We start from the raw sequence: 19,758 nt of genomic DNA on the forward strand, positions 1-19,758 counted from the left end.
TACAGGTTTTCCTTACAGCGTTTTGATGACATTGACCGAGACGGTCTCGGAGATTTCGCCGAACGACATCACGTCCAGCTCCCGGAACCGCCCCTCGATCAGTTTCTTGATGTAGCGCCGCACATCGATCGAACACAGCAACACCATGTCCTTCTGCGCGATGTGCAGGCTGTCGATGCCGACACTGAGTCGGTCCATCAACTCTTCCGATTCAGCCGGTTCCAGGTTGATGAAACTGCCGCCGGAGGTTTGCCGAATCCCGCGCCGGACCACTTCCTCAAACTCCGGCGACAGCAGCAGCACACGCAAGTCATTGCCTTGGGCAAACTTGTTGCTGATGTAACGAGCCATCGCGCCGCGAACGTGCTCGACCAGCGCCAGCACATCTTTTTCCCGGGATGCCCAGTGGGCCAGCGACTCGAGGATCAGCTTCATGTTGCGCACGGAGATGCGCTCGCCGATCAGCCGTTGCAGCACTTCGGCGATCTTCTGCACGGTGACGTGGCGGTACACTTCCTTGAGCAGATCGGGGTAGCGCGTTTCCATTTCGTCGAGCAGTTGCTTGGTTTCCTGCACGCCGAAGAACTCCTGGATGTTGCGCGCCAGCAACGTAACCAGGCAGCGGTAGCACTCTTCATCAGCGGCGCGCAGGTGATACCCCAATTGCTGCACCCGCTCACGCTCGGTGGCGTTGACCCAGACACCGCCCAGGCGATTGCTGTCGTTGCCGCGCACCAGCGCAAAACCCAAGGGTTCCAGTTCCGGCGAATAGTCGAGCAGACGCCAGTGATCGAAATGGATATCAAACTGCTCGGCGCGCACTTCATTGATCAGCACCGCCACCTGATGTGCCGGCAACGCCTCACTGGCACGCAGCTGCGGTTCGGGAATGCGCAAGCCGTAGTCGACGAAAAACTGGCTGCGAAAGCGCGCTGCCCAGCGGGCCTTCTTCAGTTCATCCAGACGCGTCGGCGGCACCAGCAACATCAGGGCAATGGTTTCGGTGGCGATGTTGTCGACGTCATCGAGCAATCCGCTCTCGGGTTGCAGTGCATCCTGGCCGGCGGGCGCGGCACGACCTTCGCTCTGGCCGGTTTGCCGGGAGGCTTTGCGATGTCGCATAAACACCACCAACCCCAGTACGCTGGCAATCGACAAGAACGTCAGCAGCGGAAAACCGGGCAGCAGGCCGACACCCACCGCCAACAGTGCGGTCACCCCCAGAACGAACGGATTGCCGAGCATTTGCGCAAGCATGTTGCGCCCCAGGTTGCTGTCGTCGCCGTTGACGCGGGTGACGATGAAACCGGCACCGATGGCGATCAGCAACGCCGGAATCTGCGCCACGAGCCCATCGCCGATGGTCAGCAAGGTGTAGGTCGACAGAGCGGTGGACATGTCCATGCCCATTTGCCCGACACCGATGGCCATGCCGGCGATGAAGTTGACGAAGATAATGATGATGCCGGCGATGGCATCGCCCTTGATGAATTTCATCGCCCCGTCGAACGAGCCATACAACTGGCTCTCGCGCTCCAGCACACTGCGTTTTTCCTTGGCTTCTTCAGCCGTGATGGCGCCAGCCTTGAGGTCGCCGTCGATGCTCATTTGCTTGCCCGGCATACCATCCAGCGAAAAGCGCGCGGCCACTTCGGCCACCCGTTCAGAGCCCTTGGTGATCACGATGAACTGGACAATGGTGACGATGGAAAAGATCACGAAACCCACCACCAGGCTTTCGCCGATCACAAACTCACCGAACGACTCGATGATCTCGCCCGCATCGGCCTGACTGAGGATCAGGCGGCTGGTGCTGATCGACAACGCCAGGCGAAACAACGTGGTCAACAGCAGCAAGGCCGGGAACGTCGAATAGTTGAGGATGCGCTCGATGTAGAAAGAGCCCATGAACACCAGCAATGAAATGATGATGTTCAAGCCGATCAGAAAATCCACCAGCACTGTCGGCAGGGGAATGATCAGCATGGCGATGATCATCACCATCAGCGTGAGGATCAGCAGTTCCGGACGAGCGCCGACATTTCGCAAAAACACATTGAGCATGGCAAGTCAGCTCCAGTTGAAAATCATGAGCCACCGCCGGGACGTCGCCGCTCGATGCATTCGTGGGTGTAGGCAATGTCAGCCAGGCGTGTGAACTGTTGTGCCAGGCGCTGCGGCGCTTCTTCATCGGCAAACAGCGGCAATGGCAAAGGCAGGCTGAGTCGACGCAGCGTTTGCAGCACCGCCCCGCGCTCACGGTGAGGGCTCAACAGCAAGCGTTCACCCAGTACGCCAAGCAACAACTGATCGAGTTCGTCGGGATAGGTCAAAAGGCCCATGAGAAACACCAGCCAATCGGACTCGTCGGGGTTGTGCCGGCAAATGAGTTCATCGCCAAGCAGCCTACCGATGAACAGGCCATCGGCTGAACGCAGGCGTTTGAGATCGGCCAACCGGGCCAGCAGATGCCCGAACTCTGCGCGCGAGCAGCTGGGGTCCTGGGCACTGATGTCGGTGAGCAAGGCATCTTCGATGAACGTCAGCACACTCATGCGCTGGGCCGCGCCATACAGCGCTATCCAGTCCTGATAGCAATTGACCGGGCCGTCGTCGGACTGCAGAAAATCCCGGTAGGTTTCGCGCAGCAGGCCTGCACGCACGGCCATGCTCGCGCCGAACATCCGGGCCTTGAGGGCCGTGTTGATTCCGGCGTTCAGGCGCTTGGGCGAGGCCTCGGCGAGCGCTTGCTGCAATGCCTTTTCGAGTCGCCGGCGCGAACCGCCATCAAGTCGTTTACGGCGCAACAATTCACGCAGCACCAACACCAGATCGCTGTCGTCGGGGAATAGCCCACGCAACTGCTGCAACAACCAGGTAACCGGTTTCTCCGCCAGCCGCGCCAGGCTGATGACCCGTTGCACCTTGGGCAAGGTGTCGTCGTCGAGCACTCTTTCAAAGTTGTCCGTCAAAGTGTCGGACTTGAGTTCGAAATGCCGGCGGCTACGAAACTGCGCCAACGCCGCCGACATTTCATCGCTGATCTGCACGAAACGTTGCGCGGCAGCCGCCGTGCCGCTTTCGTCCAGCTCAACGTCTGCATCCGCCTGCGGTTGTGGCTGCTCAGCGGCCTTCTCGGCATTCAGCCGGGCCTGGGCCGCTCGCCCACCCGTGGAAATCGGTGGCAGGATCATTTTTCAGCTGTCCGCAAATAGGATCTGCGCACGAGCTCGTGCTGCTGCGGGGTCAACACCTGAGGCAGCGGTTCCGTGACCGGTTCGAGGGCGTCGAGAATCTCCTTGGGCTGAATCAGGAACACCCGCACAGTGTTGGCCGAGCGATTCTGGCGATAGCTGAACAAACGCCCGACCCACGGAATCGAACCCAGGACCGGTATCCCCCCGACCTGTTCACTGTTGTCATCGCGGGTAAAACCGCCCACCAACAAACTCTTGCCCTGGGGCACCCGCGCCACGGTGCTGATCCGCGTGCGCCCGACCGTAGGCAACGCGTTCGGACGCTCACCCTGACCGGGGTTTTCCACCTCATTGCCGTCTTCGATGTTGAGCGACATTTCCACCTCGTCCGCCTGAGCGAAACGCGGCAGTACGCTGACCAGCGTGCCGTAAGTGATGTGCTGCAAATCGACACTGCGTTCGCCCACCAGCGGGGCATAGAACGTGCGGTTGTTGTCAAAGATCGCGGGCACGTTTTCCTGGGTCAGGATCACCGGTCGCGAGACCACGTTCGCGCGGTTGGTCCGTTCCAGCGCCATGACCTGGGTCACAAACGAAGCGCCATCGAGGGTGGTTGCCGAACCGGCATTGAGCGATACGGAAAATGTACCGCCCGAATTCACGGTGCCCTGCCAATTGATGCCCAACTGGTTGAGCTCGTCCTTGTGCAGATCAATGATCCACAACGACAGCTCCACGTGACGCTTTGGCGTGTCCAGTGCACTCACCAGGTTCTCGATGAAGCGCACTTGCTCCGGCAGCCCTTTGACCAACAGGCTATTGGTATCGGGATAAGCCACCACCCGGATATTGCCGGCAGCGACATCCCGCGCAATGATCCGCGGCGCGGTCGGGTCTGGGTCTCCTGGCGCACTGGCCAGGCCTTCCAGAGGGAACGCCGGCATCAGGCCTTGCGGCCGCTGCATAGGGGCCTGGGCCACCATCGGCTCGACCCCGCGTTTCTCGCCGCGCAGCAACTCTTCGATGACAGTGGCCAGGCCGGGGATGGTCACCTTGTCATCGCGTAACTCGTACTTGCGGTCGCCGACGAAGGTGTTGCGCACTTGAATCACGCCGATCTGCTGCTTGCCCAACAACAGCTCCGAGCGCTGGTTGTCCATCATCCCGGCCGCTTGCATGACCAGATCGACGTACATCGGCGGGCCGGACACGTGAAAAGTGCGCAGGCCGTCGTGGCGCAACGGGTAACGCTTGTCATGCAAACCGGAGCGTTCGAGAAACGCCTGGAGCCTGGCCACGGTGAGGGTCTGCAACGACATCATCGCGCTTTTGAATTCCGAAGCGTCATACAGGTAAATCGCCTGGCCATCGCTGTACCAGATCAAACCCATTTGCAGGCTGATGCGCTCAAAGGTTCGCTGGGGTGTGAGCAAATCGAACGTACCGGAAACCCGCTTGGCCGCAGCTGCCTTGCTGACGATCACGGGTTTGCCCAAGGGACCGGACAGCTCGCCGAAAAACGTCCGCGCGCTCTGCTCACGGGCCTCGAATTGGTAGATCGAGGCCTGCACGGTAAACGGTGTGAGCAGCAACACAGCGTTCAGGCAAACGGGCAAAAGAGATAAAGAGATCAATCGGCAGTTCATCGGTTCACTTGCCTGGAAGGTAGGTGATATCGGCCAGGCTGCTGGGCGCGAAGCCCACCAGCTCGCGGATTTCCTTGGAGAAATGCGAGGAAGAGGCGAAACCGAACTCCAGCGCGACATCCGTCAGCGAGCAGTCCTGCTGACTCATATTCAACAGCGCTTGAGCCGTGCGCCAGCCGCGCAAGGCGGGTTTGGCCGCCGTCCCCAATGCCTGCCGGCACAGCCGACGAAAATGTGAAACAGAGACGCCATAACGCCGGGCCAAAGTGCTCAACTTCTCACTGTGGGTGCCCTGCTCCAGCAGAAAGCGCACAAGTCCATAGCTCTCGCAGTGACGCAGCTCGCTGGCAAAAGCCTGATAGGCCACGCCACCGACCATCGCCTGTCCGATGTACCAGCGCTCAAGCGTTTGGGGCGACTGCACGATGGAATAAGCCACCGGCAAAACGGCCCAGGAATTCCGGGCGGATCGCTGATCGAGCAGCGTTTCACCCCTATCGATGAACACCTGCAACTTCACCAGAGGCGCTTGCGCAACCGACAGGGTTTGCACACTGCCGCTCACTTCGAAGGCACCGTTCATCGCAATCAATCCTTCCCACCCGCCCGGCAGATGGCAGCTCGTCGCACACTGAGGCGTGGTCAGATGCACGGGCGCTTCACCGACCCGCAGATGCAACACCCGCTCATTGAAACGGGGATCAGGAAAACCTGCGGCGTGTATTGATTCGATGTGCACGCCAACCTCCTTTGCAGCCTGACGATAGGAGTCGGCAGGATGAAAGACATGGCGCGTTGAATCCTGATGTAAAGCTGATGAACCCGGGATGGCATATGCCTTGCACCCCTTCAGGCATCAGCACGCAGACCAACGACGGAATGCGCGCAAGGACAATGGCGTCGTCACCCGGCCTTGCAGTCAAGGGGCCTGGGACGACGTTTTTTTTGAAGGTGCGAAATCGATGAACGAACCATCAGCCGGCCCACTGGCCTGGGTCAACGGCAGCGATGCCCCGGAAAAGACCGAAATCAACCTCGGCTTCATGGCCCTGAGCGACTGCGCCTCGGTGGTGGTTGCCGCCACCCAGGGCTTCGCCCAGCCCTACGGCCTGACCCTGAACCTCAAGCGCCAGTCGTCATGGGCCAACCTGCGGGACAAACTGGTCAGCGGTGAACTCGACGCCGCCCACAGCCTGTACGGTTTGATCTACGCCGTGCATCTGGGCATCGGTGGCGTGGCGGCGACAGATATGGCGGTGCTCATGGGCCTGAACCAGAACGGCCAGAGCATCAACCTCTCCCATGGCTTGCAGGGGCTTGGCGTGACCGGTCCTGAAGCACTCCACCGGCACGTGCACCAAAGTCGCCCAAAACTGACGTTCGCCCAAACCTTCCCCACCGGTACCCATGCCATGTGGCTGTATTACTGGCTCGCCAGTCAGGGCATTCATCCGCTGCTGGATGTCGACAGTGTGGTGGTGCCGCCGCCGCAAATGGTCGCCCACCTGCAAGCGGGGCGCATCGACGGCTTCTGCGTCGGCGAACCCTGGTCTGCCAGCGCGGTGCAACAGGATCTCGGTTTTACCCTGGCCACCACCCAGACCATCTGGCCCGATCACCCGGAAAAAGTCCTCGGCTGCACCCGCGCTTTCGTCGAGCAATACCCCAATACCGCCCGGATACTGGTGATGGCGATTCTGGAAGCCAGCCGCTTTATCGAAGAAAGCGCCGAGAACCGGCGCAGTACCGCACAACTGCTCAGTGCGCCGCAGTACCTCGATGCACCGCTCGAATGCATTGAGCCGCGCCTGCTGGGCGACTATGACGACGGCCTGGGCAATCGCTGGCAAGACCCCCACGCCCTGCGCTTCCATGGTGAAGGGGATGTGAACCTGCCGTACCTGTCCGATGGCATGTGGTTCATGACCCAGTTCCGACGCTGGGGCCTGTTGCGCGACGATCCGGATTACCTCGCCGTGGCCCGCCAGGTCCAGCAACTGGACGTTTACCGCGAGGCCGCCAGCGCCGTTGGCGTTGCCTCGCTGGGCAAAGAGATGCGCAGCAGCCAGTTGATCGACGGCAAGGTCTGGGACGGTTCAGACCCCGCCGGTTATGCCCGCAGCTTTAAACTGCACGCCATGAGCGATAGCTCGCCCCGACTCGCCAGCCGCTGACAGGAGACTGCGAACATGATGCGTATCCTGCTGATCAACGACACCGCAAAAAAAGTCGGACGATTGAAAGCGGCTCTCACCGAGGCCGGCTTCGACGTGATCGACGAATCAGGGCTGACCATCGACCTGCCCGAGCGCGTCGAAACAGTGCGTCCGGACGTGATTCTGATCGATACCGAGTCACCGAGCCGCGATGTCATGGAGCAAGTCGTCCTGGTCAGCCGCGACCAGCCACGGCCCATCGTCATGTTTACCGACGAACACGACCCCGGCGTGATGCGTCAGGCAATCAAGTCCGGGGTCAGCGCCTACATCGTCGAGGGCATTCACGCACAGCGGTTGCAGCCGATTCTGGATGTGGCCATGGCCCGCTTCGAGAGCGACCAGGCCCTGCGCGCGCAACTGCATGCCCGCGACCAGCAACTGGCCGAGCGCAAGCGCATCGAGCTGGCCAAAGGGCTGCTGATGAAGATGAAAGACTGCAACGAGGAAGAGGCCTACACGCTGATGCGCCGCCAGGCCATGAGCCGCCAGCAGAAGCTGATTCAGGTGGCGGAGCAGATTATTGCCATGAGTGAATTATTGGGTTGAGCATCAAAAGATCGCAGCCTTCGGCAGCTCCTACAGTTCGCATGCGTACACCCTGTAGGAGCTGCCGAAGGCTGCGATCTTTTCCCCTGTGCCACAAAAATCGGCATGTGGCACAGATCTGGCTAAGTAATCGCTACAGGTAACCAACGGCGGTTGCCCAATCTACGACAAAGACGTCGCTCACCTCATTTGCCCCAAGGCGAATCAGGTGGCGGCGTTTTTTTGTTTTGGCTCCCGTTCGAGACTTCTACTCAGTTTGAGGTGCGCGATGAATTCAAGCTTCTGGAAATCCGGCCATACCCCGACCCTGTTCGCAGCCTTTCTCTACTTCGACCTGAGTTTCATGGTCTGGTACCTGCTCGGCCCGTTGGCCGTGCAGATCGCCGGGGACTTGCACCTGACCACCCAACAGCGCGGTCTTGTCGTGGCCACGCCGATCCTGGCCGGCGCGGTGCTGCGCTTTGTGATGGGCATGCTCGCTGATCGACTGTCGCCGAAAACCGCGGGCCTGATAGGCCAGGTCATTGTGATCTGCGCCCTGTTCGGGGCGTGGAAACTCGGCATCCACACCTATGAGCAAGCGTTGCTGCTGGGGCTGTTCCTCGGCATGGCGGGCGCATCATTTGCCGTGGCCCTGCCTCTGGCGTCGCAGTGGTATCCGCCGCAGCACCAAGGCAAAGCGATGGGCATTGCCGGTGCGGGCAACTCGGGCACCGTGCTGGCCGCACTGATTGCGCCGGTATTGGCCGCCGCGTTTGGCTGGAGCAACGTATTCGGCTTCGCCCTGATTCCGTTGATCCTGACCCTGATCGTATTCGCCTGGCTGGCCAAGAATGCCCCTGAACGGCCAAAAGCCAAGTCGGTGGCCGACTATTTCAAGGCGCTGGGTGACCGTGACAGTTGGTGGTTCATGTTTTTCTACAGTGTGACCTTCGGCGGCTTCATCGGCCTTGCCAGCGCCCTGCCCGGCTACTTTAACGACCAATACGGCCTGAGCCCGGTAACCGCCGGTTACTACACCGCCGCCTGTGTCTTCGGTGGCAGCCTGATGCGTCCCCTGGGCGGCGCCCTGGCGGATCGCTTCGGCGGCATCCGCACCTTGCTCGGCATGTACACCGTGGCGGCAATCTGCATCGCGGCGGTCGGTTTCAACCTGCCGAGTTCCTACGCGGCACTGGCGCTGTTCGTTTGCACCATGCTCGGTTTAGGCGCAGGTAACGGTGCGGTTTTCCAGTTGGTCCCGCAGCGTTTTCGCCGCGAGATCGGCGTGATGACCGGCCTGATCGGCATGGCTGGCGGCATCGGTGGCTTTGCCCTGGCAGCAGGCATGGGTGCAATCAAGCAAAGCACCGGCAGCTACCAATTGGCCCTGTGGTTGTTCGCCAGCCTCGCGGTTCTCGCCTGGTTCGGTCTGCACGGTGTAAAACGCCGCTGGAGAACCACTTGGGGTTCGGCTGCCGTGACCGCTGCACGGGTTTGAGGTCCTGATGAGCCTGCAATTGAGTTTCGCCGAGGCCAGCGCCACAGGCCCGCGCGAAGAAAACCAGGATGCCCTGCGCCTGGTGACTCCTGCCCCGCCATTGGCGGCCAGCAAGGGCTACCTGTTCGCCATCGCCGACGGCGTCAGCCAGTGCGCCGATGGTGGCCTGGCCGCCCGTTCGACTTTGCAGGCTCTGGCACTGGATTACTACGCGACGCCGGAAACCTGGGGTGTCGCCCAAGCCCTTGATCGCCTGCTGCTGGCGCAGAACCGCTGGTTGCAGGCCAACGGTGGCGGGCAACCGCTTTTGACCACTGTGAGCGCTCTGGTGCTGCGAGGCAGGCGGTTTACCCTGGCCCATGTCGGCGACTGCCGAGTATATCGCTGGCACGCCGATCAATTGCAGCGCGTCAGCGAAGATCACGTCTGGGATCAACCGGGCATGCAACATGTGCTCAAGCGGGCGTTGGGACTGGATCAACACCTGGTGCTGGACTTTCTTGACGGTGAACTGCGCCTGGACGAAAGCTTCGTGCTGGTTAGCGACGGGATCTGGGCCGTATTGGGCGACACCGCCATTGCCGCGATCCTGCGCGATCAACCGAATCTCGATAGCGCCGCGCAGACGCTGGTCAGCGCCGCGCACCTGGCCGGCAGCCAGGACAACGCCAGCGCTCTACTGGTGCGGGTCGATGCCCTCGGCGAAACCAATATTGGCGATGCCTTGATTCATCTGCAGCAATGGCCACTGCCGCCAGCACTGAAACCCGGGCAAGATTTCGAGGGCTGGCAGGTAGAAGGCATACTCGCCCAGAGCCAGCAATCGCTGCTCTATCGGGTGCGTGACAACCAGCAACAACCCTGGCTGCTGAAAACCCTGCCCGGTCGTTTGCAAGACGATCCTCAGGCCGGTCAAGCCTTGCTGTCGGAAGAATGGTTTCTCAAGCGCGTGGCCGGGCGGCATTTTCCGGAAGTGCATGCCGTCGGTCAGCGTCAGCATTTGTACTACGTGATGCGCGAATATTCGGGCTCAACCCTGGCGCAACTGCATGAACAGGTCGGGCCGCTGCCGCTGGCGCAATGGCAAGACCTCGCCGAACGCTTGCTTCGCGCGGTCGGCTTGCTGCATCGACGGCAGATCCTCCATCGAGACATCAAACCGGAGAACCTGCTATTGGGGGATGACGGTGAATTGCGCTTGCTGGATTTCGGTCTCGCCTACTGCCCCGGCCTGTCTGAAGACCAGCCGTGCGCCCTGCCTGGCACTCCGAGCTTCATTGCTCCAGAAGCGTTTCGCGGCGAGGTGCCGACGTCACAACAGGATCTCTATGCAGTTGGCGTGACCTTGTATTACCTGCTGACCGGGCACTTCCCCTACGGCGAAATCGAAGCGTTCCAACGCCCGCGTTTCGGCGTGCCGGTCAGCGCCAGCCGCTATCGCCCCGATCTGCCGGAGTGGCTGACGCAAAGCCTGCAACGCGCCGTTGCGGCCGATCCGCAAAAGCGCTTTGAAACGGCAGAAGAATGGCTGCTGCTGATGGAACAGGGCGAGCGACACAGTTTGAACGTGCGGCCACGACCGTTGCTGGAGCGTGAGCCGTTGAAGGTATGGAGGACGTTGGCGCTGCTGTCATTGATGGCGAATCTGGCGCTGCTGTTTGCAGTATTTCATGGCTGATGTCATTCCAAATGAGGAAAACACGATGAGCGCAAAAGTCTGGCTGGTAGGCGCAGGGCCCGGTGATCCGGAATTGCTGACCCTCAAGGCCGTCAGGGCATTGAACGAGGCCGACGTGGTGCTGATCGATGATTTGGTGAATACCGCCGTCCTCGAACATTGCCACAACGCGCGCGTCATTCCCGTGGGCAAACGTGGCGGCTGCCGCTCGACGCCGCAAGCGTTCATTCATCGCCTGATGCTGCGTTATGCGCGTCAGGGTAAATGCGTGGCGCGCCTCAAGGGTGGCGACCCGTGCATCTTCGGTCGTGGCGGTGAAGAGGCGCAGTGGCTGCGCGAGCGCGGTGTTGAAGTCGAGCTGGTCAATGGCATCACGGCCGGGCTGGCCGGTGCAACGCAATGCGATATACCGCTGACGCTACGGGGTGTGGCGCGCGGCGTGACATTGGTCACAGCGCACACTCAGGACGGCAGCAGCCTGAATTGGCAGGCACTGGCTCAGGGCGGTACGACCCTGGTGATTTACATGGGCGTAGCCAAACTCAGTGAAATCCGTGAGCAACTGCTGGCAGGCGGGATGGCGGCGGATATGCCAGTGGTGATGATCGAAAACGCTTCACTGCCGCATCAGCGCGAATGCCGAAGCGATCTGACCGCAATGGAAAAAGATGCCCATGACTTCGAGCTGAAAAGCCCGGCCATTTTGGTCATTGGCGCGGTTGCGGCCTGCGAAGTAGATCAGAAGATCGCAGCCTTCGGCAGCTCCTACAGGTTGCAAGCGGTATCTGTGTAGGCTTCTGCAGGCTGCGATCTTTCGATATCACCGCATAAAACCACGCTGGAACACCAAATCGCAGACAAAGAAAAGCCCGGCCTAAGCCGGGCTTTTCTCAGAGCGGCGAGCTAATTACTTAGCTTGAGCTTCAACCTGCGCTTCTACGCGACGGTTTACAGCGCGGCCAGCGTCAGTTTTGTTGTCAGCAACTGGGCGGGATTCGCCGTAGCCAACAGACTGAACGCGGGACGATTCAACACCGTACTGGTTGGTCAGAACTTGCTTAACGGCGTTTGCACGACGCTCGGACAGTTTCTGGTTGTAAGCGTCAGGACCGACGGAGTCAGTGTGACCTTCAACAGTAGTGGTGGTGGATGGGTACTGCTTCATGAAGTCAGCCAGGTTCTTGATGTCGCCGTAGCTGTTTGGCTTGACTACCGACTTGTCGAAGTCGAATTTCACGTCCAGCTCAACACGTACAACTTCAGCAACTGCTGGGCAGCCATCAGCGTCAACAGTTACGTTGGCTGGGGTGTCCGGGCACTTGTCAACGTTGTCGCAAACGCCATCGTTGTCGCTGTCGGAGCAAACTTCAGCTGGTGCTGGAACTGGAGCAGCAGCAGGCTTGGAGCCGCCACCGAAGTTCACACCGATACCGACGCTAGGAGCCCACTCGGTGTTGCCCTGGTCGATGTTGTACTGAGCTTCAACGCCGGCACGAGCGTAGAAGTTGTCGGTGAAGTACAGCTTGGCGCCGCCACCAACGTTGGCGAAGGTGGAACGGTCACGACCGTTCGAACCGTTCTGGTCGATGCTCTGGTCGGAGAAACCGGCCGAGACGTAAGGACGCAGCATGTCGCCTGGGTTGTTGAAGTGGTACAGAGCGTCCAGAGCGGTGTTGGCGCCCTTGATGTTCTGGCCGGAATCGGAACGTACGTTGTGCACTTCGTCGTAACCCAGACGCAGTTCAACGTCGTCGGTTACGAAGTAACCAACCGAAGCACCGAACAGGTTGCCGTCGTTTTTGAAGTTACGAGTGCTGTCAAAGTACTCTTTCTTTGCGAAGCCTTCGATTTCAACTGCGCCTTGGCCCTGTGCCAGAGCGCCGAACGAAGTGGCGGCAATAAGAGAACCAATGGCCAAGCCCAAGGTGTTTTTCAGTTTCATCCGTTAAATCCCCATCTGGTGATTGTGAAGCAGTCCCGCAAACCGGGGGACAACTCGGCGGCAAGTCTATCAGAACTTGCCTACACGTAAGAGATATTTGCGCCGAACTAAGTTTCAGCAATGCCTGCAAATTTCTCACGCAATTTATCTAGAGCGCGTTTGTACCGCATTTTTGTAGCACTCAAACCCATATGCATGATGTCTGCGATCTCCTGAAACTCTAGCTCTGCGACAAATCGTAGCACCAGAATTTCGCGGTCAATCGGGTTCACATACACCAGCCAGCGATCAAGTCCGCCCTTCTCCTCGGGTTTCGGCGCCTTTTCTTCAGACGCTTCCTCAAGGGGGTCCAGACTCAAGGCGTCCATCAAGCGACGCTTTCGCCGTTCCTTCCGATACTGCGTAATACACTCGTTGTACGTGATGCTATATAGCCATGTCTTGAACTTCGATTTGCCTTCGAAGTTCTTCAGGCCGTACAGCACCTTTAACATGACTTCCTGACAGACATCGTCTGCGTCGCGATCGTTCCCGAGATATCGTGCACAGACGTTAAATAATGTTCGTTGGTAACGTCGCATCAATTCTTCATAGGCGCGCGTTACGTGAAACAGCTCGGTATGCGAGCGCGCGACCAACTCCTCATCAGAGAGCTCGCGGGGGTCGTAGCGCATGGATAGCGATTGGGCTTTATTCAAAACAAGTCGGGCCGACAGTCAGGTCAATGTCCGCCGCAGCCAGCATCAGGCGGCATTTTGCGGCGGCATACATTAGCAGGGTTTGCCGGGTTAGCGGCTACTCACATGCTGCTCAAGTAGGATCCGATTGGAGAGAGAGACTAGCTCACCCTCATCGGTCAGCAATGTGGTTTTAACCGTGCCGATCTCTTCAATCTGCCCTTCGACCTCTCCAACTCGCACTTGTTGCCCAACCTCATACAACTCACGCACATAGATTCCCGCAAGAATCTGACCGGCAATTTCCCGGCTTCCCAATCCCATGGCCAGCGCAACTGCCAGACCAACGGTAATCAAAACGATTACGATCACATGGTTGAGCAGGTCAGTCTTGACCTCCAACTGACTGATCGCCACCGAAATACTGATGATGATCACCAGGCCCTGGGCAATTCGCCCCAGCCCCGAAGCGTAGTCCAGGCCTACGCCTTCTGCCGCTCCGCGTACCAGTCCGTTGGCCAGTTGGGCCAGCAAGACACCTACCAGCAACACCAGCGCGGCACCAAATACCTTCGGCAAATACAGCGCTAGCATATCCAGCGTAGCTGAAACTCTTTCAAGTCCAAGGGATTCTGCGGCAGAAACCAGAAAAATCAGCAAAACGAACCAATAGACGATTTTGCCGATCAATGTCGAGATCGGCACTTGCAGGCCGGCGCGGGACAACAGCTTGGTCAGGCCGGTGCCGCCCATCAGGCGATCAAGGCCCAGTTTGGCGAGCAATTTGGAAAGCAGCGTGTCCAGCAATTTGGCCACGACAAAACCCAACAGCAGCACAACAAGTGCGCCGAACAGGTTCGGAATGAAGTTGGCGATTTTGGTCCATAACGCAGTCATTGCAGTGACGAGGCTCTGTGTCCAGAGGTCAAGTTCCATATTCAATCAGCCTTATCAGCAGTGCGAACGGTAGGTTTACGAAGACGGGACACCGGCGCAACGTGGGCCGATCCATTATTGAGGGCGATCATCAGCGCGGGCAACCAACGGCCCAGCAGGCTGAACAAATCACCGGCGCCGACCTGGCGGTTGGCGGTTTTCAGTACACGATCCAGGCATGCATCGTCGTCCCGAGTGGACGGGGATGCCTTGAGCATGTCACGCAAAGACTGTTCAAACGGATCGTGCATACGCACCTCTCGTGATGTCTGTGAAAGACGCGGTGAAATTTGCCTGGGTCACATGGTGCTCCTTCAGACCCAGCGCAAACGTCGGTACAACCACCACTGCCCCAGTGCCACCGAAACTACCAACAGGCAAGCGATCAGGAATCCATACGGGCTCGCAGAGAACGGAATGCCACCGACGTTGATCCCCAAAAGTCCGGTCAGAAAACTCATCGGCAAAAAAATCCCGGTGATGACACCGAAGCGGTACATCGTGCGATTCATGCGCACGCTCAAACGCCGATCTTCGGCCTCCAGCACAAGCCCCACGCGCTCTCGAGTCAATTCGAGCTCTTCAAGATAGCGGGTCAGGCTGTTGTTCAATTCGTTCCAGTAATCGCCATCATCTTCGACAAACCAGGGCAATTTGATCCGTGTCAACTGACCAAAAATATCCCTCTGCGGAGCGAGAAACCGCTTCAACGCAGCTGCCCGGCGACGGATCTGCAAAATGGCTCCATGCTCGGGTGCATACCGTTCGTCGGCATCGAGCTTTTCTTCTTCCTCATCGACCACTTCCGAGAGGCAACTGACCAGATCCTGCACCTTGTTGGTGAGGTACTGCGCCATATAAAGAATCAGTTCAGAAGCAGTTTTCGGCCCCTTGCCCTCTTCCAGCTGTGCCAGCAATTCTTCAGTGGCGCGCAGCGGCCGCAACCGCAAGGAAATGACCCGCTGGGCAGAGCCGAAGATCCGCACCGAGACCATGTCTTCGGGTTCGGCGCCTGGATTGAGGTTTACCCCACGCAAAAATAGCAGCAGTTCGCTGTCGGAAAGCTGTAAAAGACGCGGACGGGTATTTTCTTCCAGCAGAAGATCACAGCTGAACTCACTCAAACCGCTGGATTTACGCAACCAGGTCTGGGTTTGCGGGTGACTGCGATCCCAATGCAGCCACAGGCTTTCATGGGCCTGTAGCTGCAATTCATCGAGTTCTGTCCGGGCTATCGAACGCGCGCCGCCTTTACCGTCAAGCACCAGGGCGTGTACCAGCCCCCATTGCGCGTTTTCTTCCTCGAACATCCGCATTCCTTCAGTCAATCGGGGTTTATTCAGGCATCTTCAGTGGGCTCGGCGAGATGATCACGCCGTTGTTGTCTGCGTAGATGTAGTGACCTGGATGGAAGGTCACCCCGGCGAAGGTCACGGCAACGTTGAGGTCGCCGAGACCGCGCTTGTCGGTTTTCATCGGGTGGCTGGCCAGGGCCTGGACTCCCAAATCAGTCTGCGCGATGACGTCGACGTCACGGATGCAACCGTAGATCACCAGCCCTTCCCAGCCGTTTTTCGCGGCTTTCTCGGCGATCATGTCACCCAGCAGCGCACGACGCAGAGAGCCACCGCCATCGACCACCAGCACCTTGCCGTTGCCATTGAGTTCGGCTTGTTCCTTGACCAGCGAGTTGTCTTCGAAGCATTTGATGGTCACGATTTCGCCGCCGAAGGAATCACGGCCGCCGAAATTGCTGAACATCGGTTCCAGCACCTGCACCAGCTCCGGATAAGCGTCGCACAGGTCAGGCGTGAGGTAATGGTTCATCGAGAAACTCCTGTAATAAGGGAGACAGCACGAACATCACTGATGAATCAGTCATCGAAAATGACCAGAACAGCTCAATGCGTCATATCTTAGCCGCAAGCCGATCAGAGCGAAATGCCCTTGATAGAGCGCCTAGCTTAGATCGCCGTGGCCAGATCCGCTTTTTCACCGAGCAACGGCGTTTGCTGATCTGCCAGCCAGCGCGCCACCAATGGCCAGACCTCAGCCTGGGCGGCTTTACTGACAAGCATTTCGACGTGACCGAAATTGTCGGCGAAACCCTGCTCGCGCCCCAGGTTGATGAACTGTTTGAGCTCGGAACCGACCTGGTCGAACAACTTGCGGCAAGCCCAGGCTGGATCCTGATGATCGCCCGCCGCGCTCACCGCGAGCACTGGCATTTTCAAATCGGCCAAGCCAGCCCACCAGTCCTTGTCGGCATCGCCGAAGCGCCCGAACAAGCCATACCAGCGCATGCTTTCCAGGGCCAGGCCTATCGGCTCGTCCTCCGGGCCGCGCTTGAGACGTGAGCCGGACAATTGGGCAAAGCGCTTGAGAATGAAACGTCCGCCCCACTCCACCGGTGGAATTTTCAACGGCCAATAGGTGCGGCTGACTTGCGTGCCAAAGAACGCGGCAGAAGCGACTACGGGTTCACCGATGTATTCACCGCCCAACGCGGCCGCCAGGGTAATGCCGCCCAGCGAATGGCCGATCCAGTGCGGGACCTGGCCGCTTTGCTCACGCACGAACGCGCCAATGGCGGGCAGATCGTAGCGTGCATAGTCCGCCACGCGGTTCTTGCGATAGTTCTGGTTACGCTGGGAGAGGCCGTGACCGCGCATTTCCGCGATCCAGACATCGAACCCCAGGCGCGCCAGATAAGCACCCAACCCCAAACCTTTGGGGGAGAACCAGAAACGCCGGTTGGAAAAACTGCCGTGCAACAGGATCACCGGCACGCCGCGCACGGCAGGCTCATCGGCCATGCCCAGGCGGGTGACCGCCAGCTCGACACTCGGGTCCGGGCTGTTGGCCGGTTTCAATCGGTACACGTCTTCGCTCAGATCACCGCGCCGTTCGGCACTGATCAGGGCGACAGGAAATAGGTTGCTGCTGCTTTGCATAATCTCTTGCACAAAAAAGGGCGGCATCCAGATGGAGCCCGCCCTGCTTGAACCTCAAAAAGGCCGCCCCTTGCAGAAGCGGCCCTTTCACACCGGATCAGGCCGAAGCTTGACCTTCCGCCAGGAAGAACCAGGTTTCCAGTACGGAGTCCGGGTTCAACGAAACGCTTTCAATGCCCTGCTCCATCAGCCATTTGGCCAGGTCCGGGTGGTCCGAAGGACCCTGACCGCAGATGCCGATGTACTTGCCGGCCTTGTTACAGGCGGCAATGGCGTTGGCCAGCAGCTTCTTGACCGCCGGGTTACGCTCGTCGAACAGGTGGGCGATGATCCCGGAATCACGGTCCAGGCCCAGGGTCAGCTGGGTCAGGTCGTTGGAACCGATGGAGAAACCGTCGAAGAACTCCAGGAACTCTTCCGCCAGAATGGCGTTGGACGGCAATTCGCACATCATGATCACGCGCAGGCCGTTCTGGCCACGGGCCAGGCCGTTTTCGGCCAGCAGGTCGACTACCTGGCTCGCTTCGCCCAGGGTACGGACAAACGGCACCATGATTTCGACGTTGGTCAGGCCCATCTCGTTGCGCACACGCTTGAGGGCGCGGCACTCGAGTTCGAAGCAGTCACGGAACGATTCGCTGATGTAACGCGAAGCGCCGCGGAAGCCCAGCATCGGGTTCTCTTCTTCCGGCTCGTACAACTTGCCGCCGATCAGGTTGGCGTATTCGTTGGACTTGAAGTCCGACAGGCGCACGATGACCTTTTTCGGCCAGAACGCAGCGGCCAGGGTGCTGATGCCTTCAACCAGTTTCTCGACGTAGAAACCGACCGGATCGTCGTAACCGGCGATACGCTTGTCGACGCTTTCCTTGATGTCCAGCGGCAGGCCGTCGTAGTTCAGCAGTGCCTTAGGGTGCACGCCGATCATGCGGTTGATGATGAATTCCAGACGGGCCAGGCCCACACCGGCGTTCGGCAGCTGCGCGAAGTCGAAGGCGCGGTCCGGGTTGCCGACGTTCATCATGATCTTGAACGGCAGATCCGGCATGGCGTCCACGGAGTTCTTCTTGATGTCGAAACCCAGTTCGCCTTCGAAGATGAAACCGGTGTCGCCTTCAGCGCAGGAAACGGTCACGCCCTGGCCGTCTTTCAACAGCTGGGTGGCGTTGCCGCAACCTACTACCGCCGGGATACCGAGCTCACGGGCGATGATCGCCGCGTGGCAAGTACGACCGCCACGGTTGGTGACGATGGCGCTGGCGCGCTTCATGACCGGTTCCCAGTCCGGGTCAGTCATGTCGGAGACCAGTACGTCGCCTGGCTGGACCTTGTCCATCTCGGACACGTCCTTGATGATGCGGACCTTGCCGGCGCCAATGCGCTGGCCAATGGCACGCCCTTCAACCAGCACGGTGCCGGTTTCTTTCAACAGGTAACGTTCCATGACGTTGGCCTGGGTGCGGCTCTTCACGGTTTCCGGACGGGCCTGCACGATGTACAGCTTGCCGTCGTCACCGTCCTTGGCCCACTCGATGTCCATCGGGCACTGGTAGTGCTTCTCGATGATCATCGCCTGCTTGGCCAGCTCGCTGACTTCAGCGTCGGTCAGGCAGAAACGTGCGCGGTCAGCCTTGTCGACGTCGACGGTCTTGACCGAACGACCGGCCTTGGCCTCGTCGCCGTAGATCATCTTGATGGCTTTGCTGCCCAGGTTGCGGCGCAGGATCGCCGGGCGACCTGCATCCAGCGTGCCTTTATGGACGTAGAACTCATCCGGGTTCACCGCACCTTGTACGACGGTTTCACCCAGGCCATAGGCGCCGGTGATGAACACCACGTCACGGAAGCCCGATTCGGTATCGAGAGTGAACATCACGCCGGCGGTGCCGGTTTCGGAGCGGACCATGCGCTGCACGCCAGCCGACAGGGCGACCAGTTTGTGGTCGAAGCCCTGGTGCACGCGGTAGGAAATCGCACGGTCGTTGAACAGAGAAGCGAACACCTCTTTGGCGGCGCGAATGACGTTTTCGACACCACGGATGTTCAGGAAGGTTTCCTGCTGGCCGGCGAAGGAGGCGTCCGGCAAGTCTTCGGCGGTAGCGGAAGAACGCACGGCCACGGCCACGTCAGGGTTGCCGGCGGACAGCGCGGCGAACGCGGTACGGATTTCAGCGTTCAGTTTTTCCGGAAACTCGGCTTCCATGATCCATTGACGGATCTGGGCACCGGTCTTGGCCAGGGCATTCACGTCGTCGACGTCGAGGGCATCAAGGGCGTCGTGAATCTGCTGATTCAGGCCGCTCAGTTCCAGGAAATCACGATACGCCTGAGCGGTCGTGGCGAAGCCACCTGGCACCGATACACCGGCACCTGCAAGGTTGCTGATCATCTCGCCCAGGGATGCGTTCTTGCCCCCCACGTGCTCAACGTCGTGTTTGCCGAGCTTGTCGAGGGAAACTACGTACTCTACCAAGGTGATCTCT

17 protein-coding genes are annotated in these 19,758 nt (G+C 59.4%); 5 read left to right on the forward strand and 12 right to left on the reverse strand.

Translation table 11 applies throughout. The features are described from left to right. Positions 1–12: 12 nt before the first annotated feature. Genes KVG88_RS24215 through KVG88_RS24230 form a run of 4 tightly spaced genes read right to left on the reverse strand, consistent with a single transcriptional unit; the run spans position 13 to position 5,582 of the window. Positions 13–2,064: an EscV/YscV/HrcV family type III secretion system export apparatus protein gene (locus KVG88_RS24215; protein WP_217872955.1), complete on the reverse strand. Its 2,052-nt coding sequence runs from the start codon at positions 2,062–2,064 to the stop codon at positions 13–15. A gap of 23 nt (positions 2,065–2,087) precedes the next feature. Then, positions 2,088–3,194, reverse strand: coding sequence for a type III secretion system gatekeeper subunit SctW (sctW, locus tag KVG88_RS24220; protein ID WP_217872956.1), 1,107 nt, complete (start codon positions 3,192–3,194; stop codon positions 2,088–2,090). After that, complete coding sequence (sctC, locus tag KVG88_RS24225) at positions 3,191–4,843, reverse strand: type III secretion system outer membrane ring subunit SctC (protein ID WP_217872957.1); 1,653 nt, start codon at positions 4,841–4,843, stop codon at positions 3,191–3,193. Before sctC ends, sctW begins: the two co-directional genes overlap by 4 nt. A 4-nt stretch (positions 4,844–4,847) precedes the next feature. Beyond that, positions 4,848–5,582 carry a helix-turn-helix domain-containing protein gene (locus KVG88_RS24230; RefSeq protein ID WP_217872958.1) on the reverse strand — a complete coding sequence of 245 codons (735 nt, stop codon included), beginning with the start codon at positions 5,580–5,582 and terminating at the stop codon, positions 4,848–4,850. A 223-nt stretch (positions 5,583–5,805) separates the two neighbouring features. Here KVG88_RS24230 and KVG88_RS24235 point away from each other — a divergent pair, with 223 nt between their 5' ends. The 5 genes from KVG88_RS24235 (at position 5,806) to cobA (ending at position 11,559) form a co-directional block, all read left to right on the forward strand. Beyond that, a complete protein-coding gene (locus KVG88_RS24235; RefSeq protein WP_150701029.1) occupies positions 5,806–7,017 on the forward strand; it encodes a CmpA/NrtA family ABC transporter substrate-binding protein in 1,212 nt (403 codons plus the stop codon). Between the two features lie 15 nt (positions 7,018–7,032). Further along, the gene (locus KVG88_RS24240; protein WP_150701028.1) at positions 7,033–7,608 is read left to right on the forward strand and encodes an ANTAR domain-containing response regulator; all 576 of its coding nucleotides are present in this window, start codon (positions 7,033–7,035) and stop codon (positions 7,606–7,608) included. Positions 7,609–7,876: 268 nt separating this feature from the next. Then, a complete protein-coding gene (locus tag KVG88_RS24245) occupies positions 7,877–9,088 on the forward strand; it encodes a nitrate/nitrite transporter (protein ID WP_150701027.1) in 1,212 nt (403 codons plus the stop codon). A gap of 7 nt (positions 9,089–9,095) precedes the next feature. Continuing rightward, on the forward strand, positions 9,096–10,766 hold the full coding sequence (locus KVG88_RS24250) for a bifunctional protein-serine/threonine kinase/phosphatase (protein WP_217872959.1): 1,671 nt from the start codon (positions 9,096–9,098) through the stop codon (positions 10,764–10,766). Positions 10,767–10,791: 25 nt separating this feature from the next. Then, positions 10,792–11,559 (forward strand): uroporphyrinogen-III C-methyltransferase, encoded by a 768-nt coding sequence (gene cobA / locus KVG88_RS24255; protein ID WP_217872960.1) that lies wholly within the window; start codon positions 10,792–10,794, stop codon positions 11,557–11,559. A 114-nt stretch (positions 11,560–11,673) separates the two neighbouring features. Here cobA and KVG88_RS24260 read toward each other — a convergent pair whose 3' ends face one another. From KVG88_RS24260 to ppsA, 8 genes are all read right to left on the reverse strand, one after another. Then, a complete protein-coding gene (locus KVG88_RS24260) occupies positions 11,674–12,708 on the reverse strand; it encodes an OmpA family protein (RefSeq protein ID WP_150701024.1) in 1,035 nt (344 codons plus the stop codon). A gap of 107 nt (positions 12,709–12,815) precedes the next feature. Then, on the reverse strand, positions 12,816–13,406 hold the full coding sequence (gene sigX / locus KVG88_RS24265; protein ID WP_075949123.1) for an RNA polymerase sigma factor SigX: 591 nt from the start codon (positions 13,404–13,406) through the stop codon (positions 12,816–12,818). 90 nt (positions 13,407–13,496) lie between these two features. After that, positions 13,497–14,321: a mechanosensitive ion channel family protein gene (locus KVG88_RS24270; RefSeq protein ID WP_028621382.1), complete on the reverse strand. Its 825-nt coding sequence runs from the start codon at positions 14,319–14,321 to the stop codon at positions 13,497–13,499. A 2-nt stretch (positions 14,322–14,323) separates the two neighbouring features. Continuing rightward, positions 14,324–14,572: a CrfX protein gene (locus KVG88_RS24275; RefSeq protein ID WP_150701023.1), complete on the reverse strand. Its 249-nt coding sequence runs from the start codon at positions 14,570–14,572 to the stop codon at positions 14,324–14,326. A 63-nt stretch (positions 14,573–14,635) separates the two neighbouring features. Then, on the reverse strand, positions 14,636–15,631 hold the full coding sequence (gene cmaX, locus KVG88_RS24280) for a divalent cation transporter CmaX (protein ID WP_150701022.1): 996 nt from the start codon (positions 15,629–15,631) through the stop codon (positions 14,636–14,638). Between the two features lie 25 nt (positions 15,632–15,656). Further along, a complete protein-coding gene (gene rraA, locus KVG88_RS24285) occupies positions 15,657–16,148 on the reverse strand; it encodes a ribonuclease E activity regulator RraA (RefSeq protein WP_150701021.1) in 492 nt (163 codons plus the stop codon). Between the two features lie 137 nt (positions 16,149–16,285). Next, positions 16,286–17,275 (reverse strand): alpha/beta fold hydrolase, encoded by a 990-nt coding sequence (locus tag KVG88_RS24290; protein WP_217872961.1) that lies wholly within the window; start codon positions 17,273–17,275, stop codon positions 16,286–16,288. A gap of 97 nt (positions 17,276–17,372) precedes the next feature. After that, a complete protein-coding gene (gene ppsA / locus KVG88_RS24295; protein WP_150701019.1) occupies positions 17,373–19,748 on the reverse strand; it encodes a phosphoenolpyruvate synthase in 2,376 nt (791 codons plus the stop codon). Positions 19,749–19,758: the final 10 nt, after the last annotated feature.

It is taken from the genome of Pseudomonas azerbaijanoccidentalis, from assembly GCF_019145495.1.
Classification (GTDB): Bacteria; Pseudomonadota; Gammaproteobacteria; order Pseudomonadales; family Pseudomonadaceae; genus Aquipseudomonas; species Aquipseudomonas azerbaijanoccidentalis.

Bases quoted from the DNA above. Each gene is read 5' to 3' on its own strand.
- KVG88_RS24245 (WP_150701027.1), top strand. From the start codon at position 7,877: ATGAATTCAAGCTTCTGGAAATCCGGCCATACCCCGACCCTGTTCGCA.
- sctC (WP_217872957.1), bottom strand. From the start codon at position 4,843: ATGAACTGCCGATTGATCTCTTTATCTCTTTTGCCCGTTTGCCTGAAC.
- KVG88_RS24260 (WP_150701024.1), bottom strand. From the start codon at position 12,708: ATGAAACTGAAAAACACCTTGGGCTTGGCCATTGGTTCTCTTATTGCC.
- sctW (WP_217872956.1), bottom strand. From the start codon at position 3,194: ATGATCCTGCCACCGATTTCCACGGGTGGGCGAGCGGCCCAGGCCCGG.
- KVG88_RS24275 (WP_150701023.1), bottom strand. From the start codon at position 14,572: ATGCACGATCCGTTTGAACAGTCTTTGCGTGACATGCTCAAGGCATCC.
- cmaX (WP_150701022.1), bottom strand. From the start codon at position 15,631: ATGTTCGAGGAAGAAAACGCGCAATGGGGGCTGGTACACGCCCTGGTG.
- rraA (WP_150701021.1), bottom strand. From the start codon at position 16,148: ATGAACCATTACCTCACGCCTGACCTGTGCGACGCTTATCCGGAGCTG.
- KVG88_RS24270 (WP_028621382.1), bottom strand. From the start codon at position 14,321: ATGGAACTTGACCTCTGGACACAGAGCCTCGTCACTGCAATGACTGCG.
- KVG88_RS24240 (WP_150701028.1), top strand. From the start codon at position 7,033: ATGATGCGTATCCTGCTGATCAACGACACCGCAAAAAAAGTCGGACGA.
- KVG88_RS24250 (WP_217872959.1), top strand. From the start codon at position 9,096: ATGAGCCTGCAATTGAGTTTCGCCGAGGCCAGCGCCACAGGCCCGCGC.
- KVG88_RS24215 (WP_217872955.1), bottom strand. From the start codon at position 2,064: ATGCTCAATGTGTTTTTGCGAAATGTCGGCGCTCGTCCGGAACTGCTG.
- cobA (WP_217872960.1), top strand. From the start codon at position 10,792: ATGAGCGCAAAAGTCTGGCTGGTAGGCGCAGGGCCCGGTGATCCGGAA.
- KVG88_RS24290 (WP_217872961.1), bottom strand. From the start codon at position 17,275: ATGCAAAGCAGCAGCAACCTATTTCCTGTCGCCCTGATCAGTGCCGAA.
- KVG88_RS24235 (WP_150701029.1), top strand. From the start codon at position 5,806: ATGAACGAACCATCAGCCGGCCCACTGGCCTGGGTCAACGGCAGCGAT.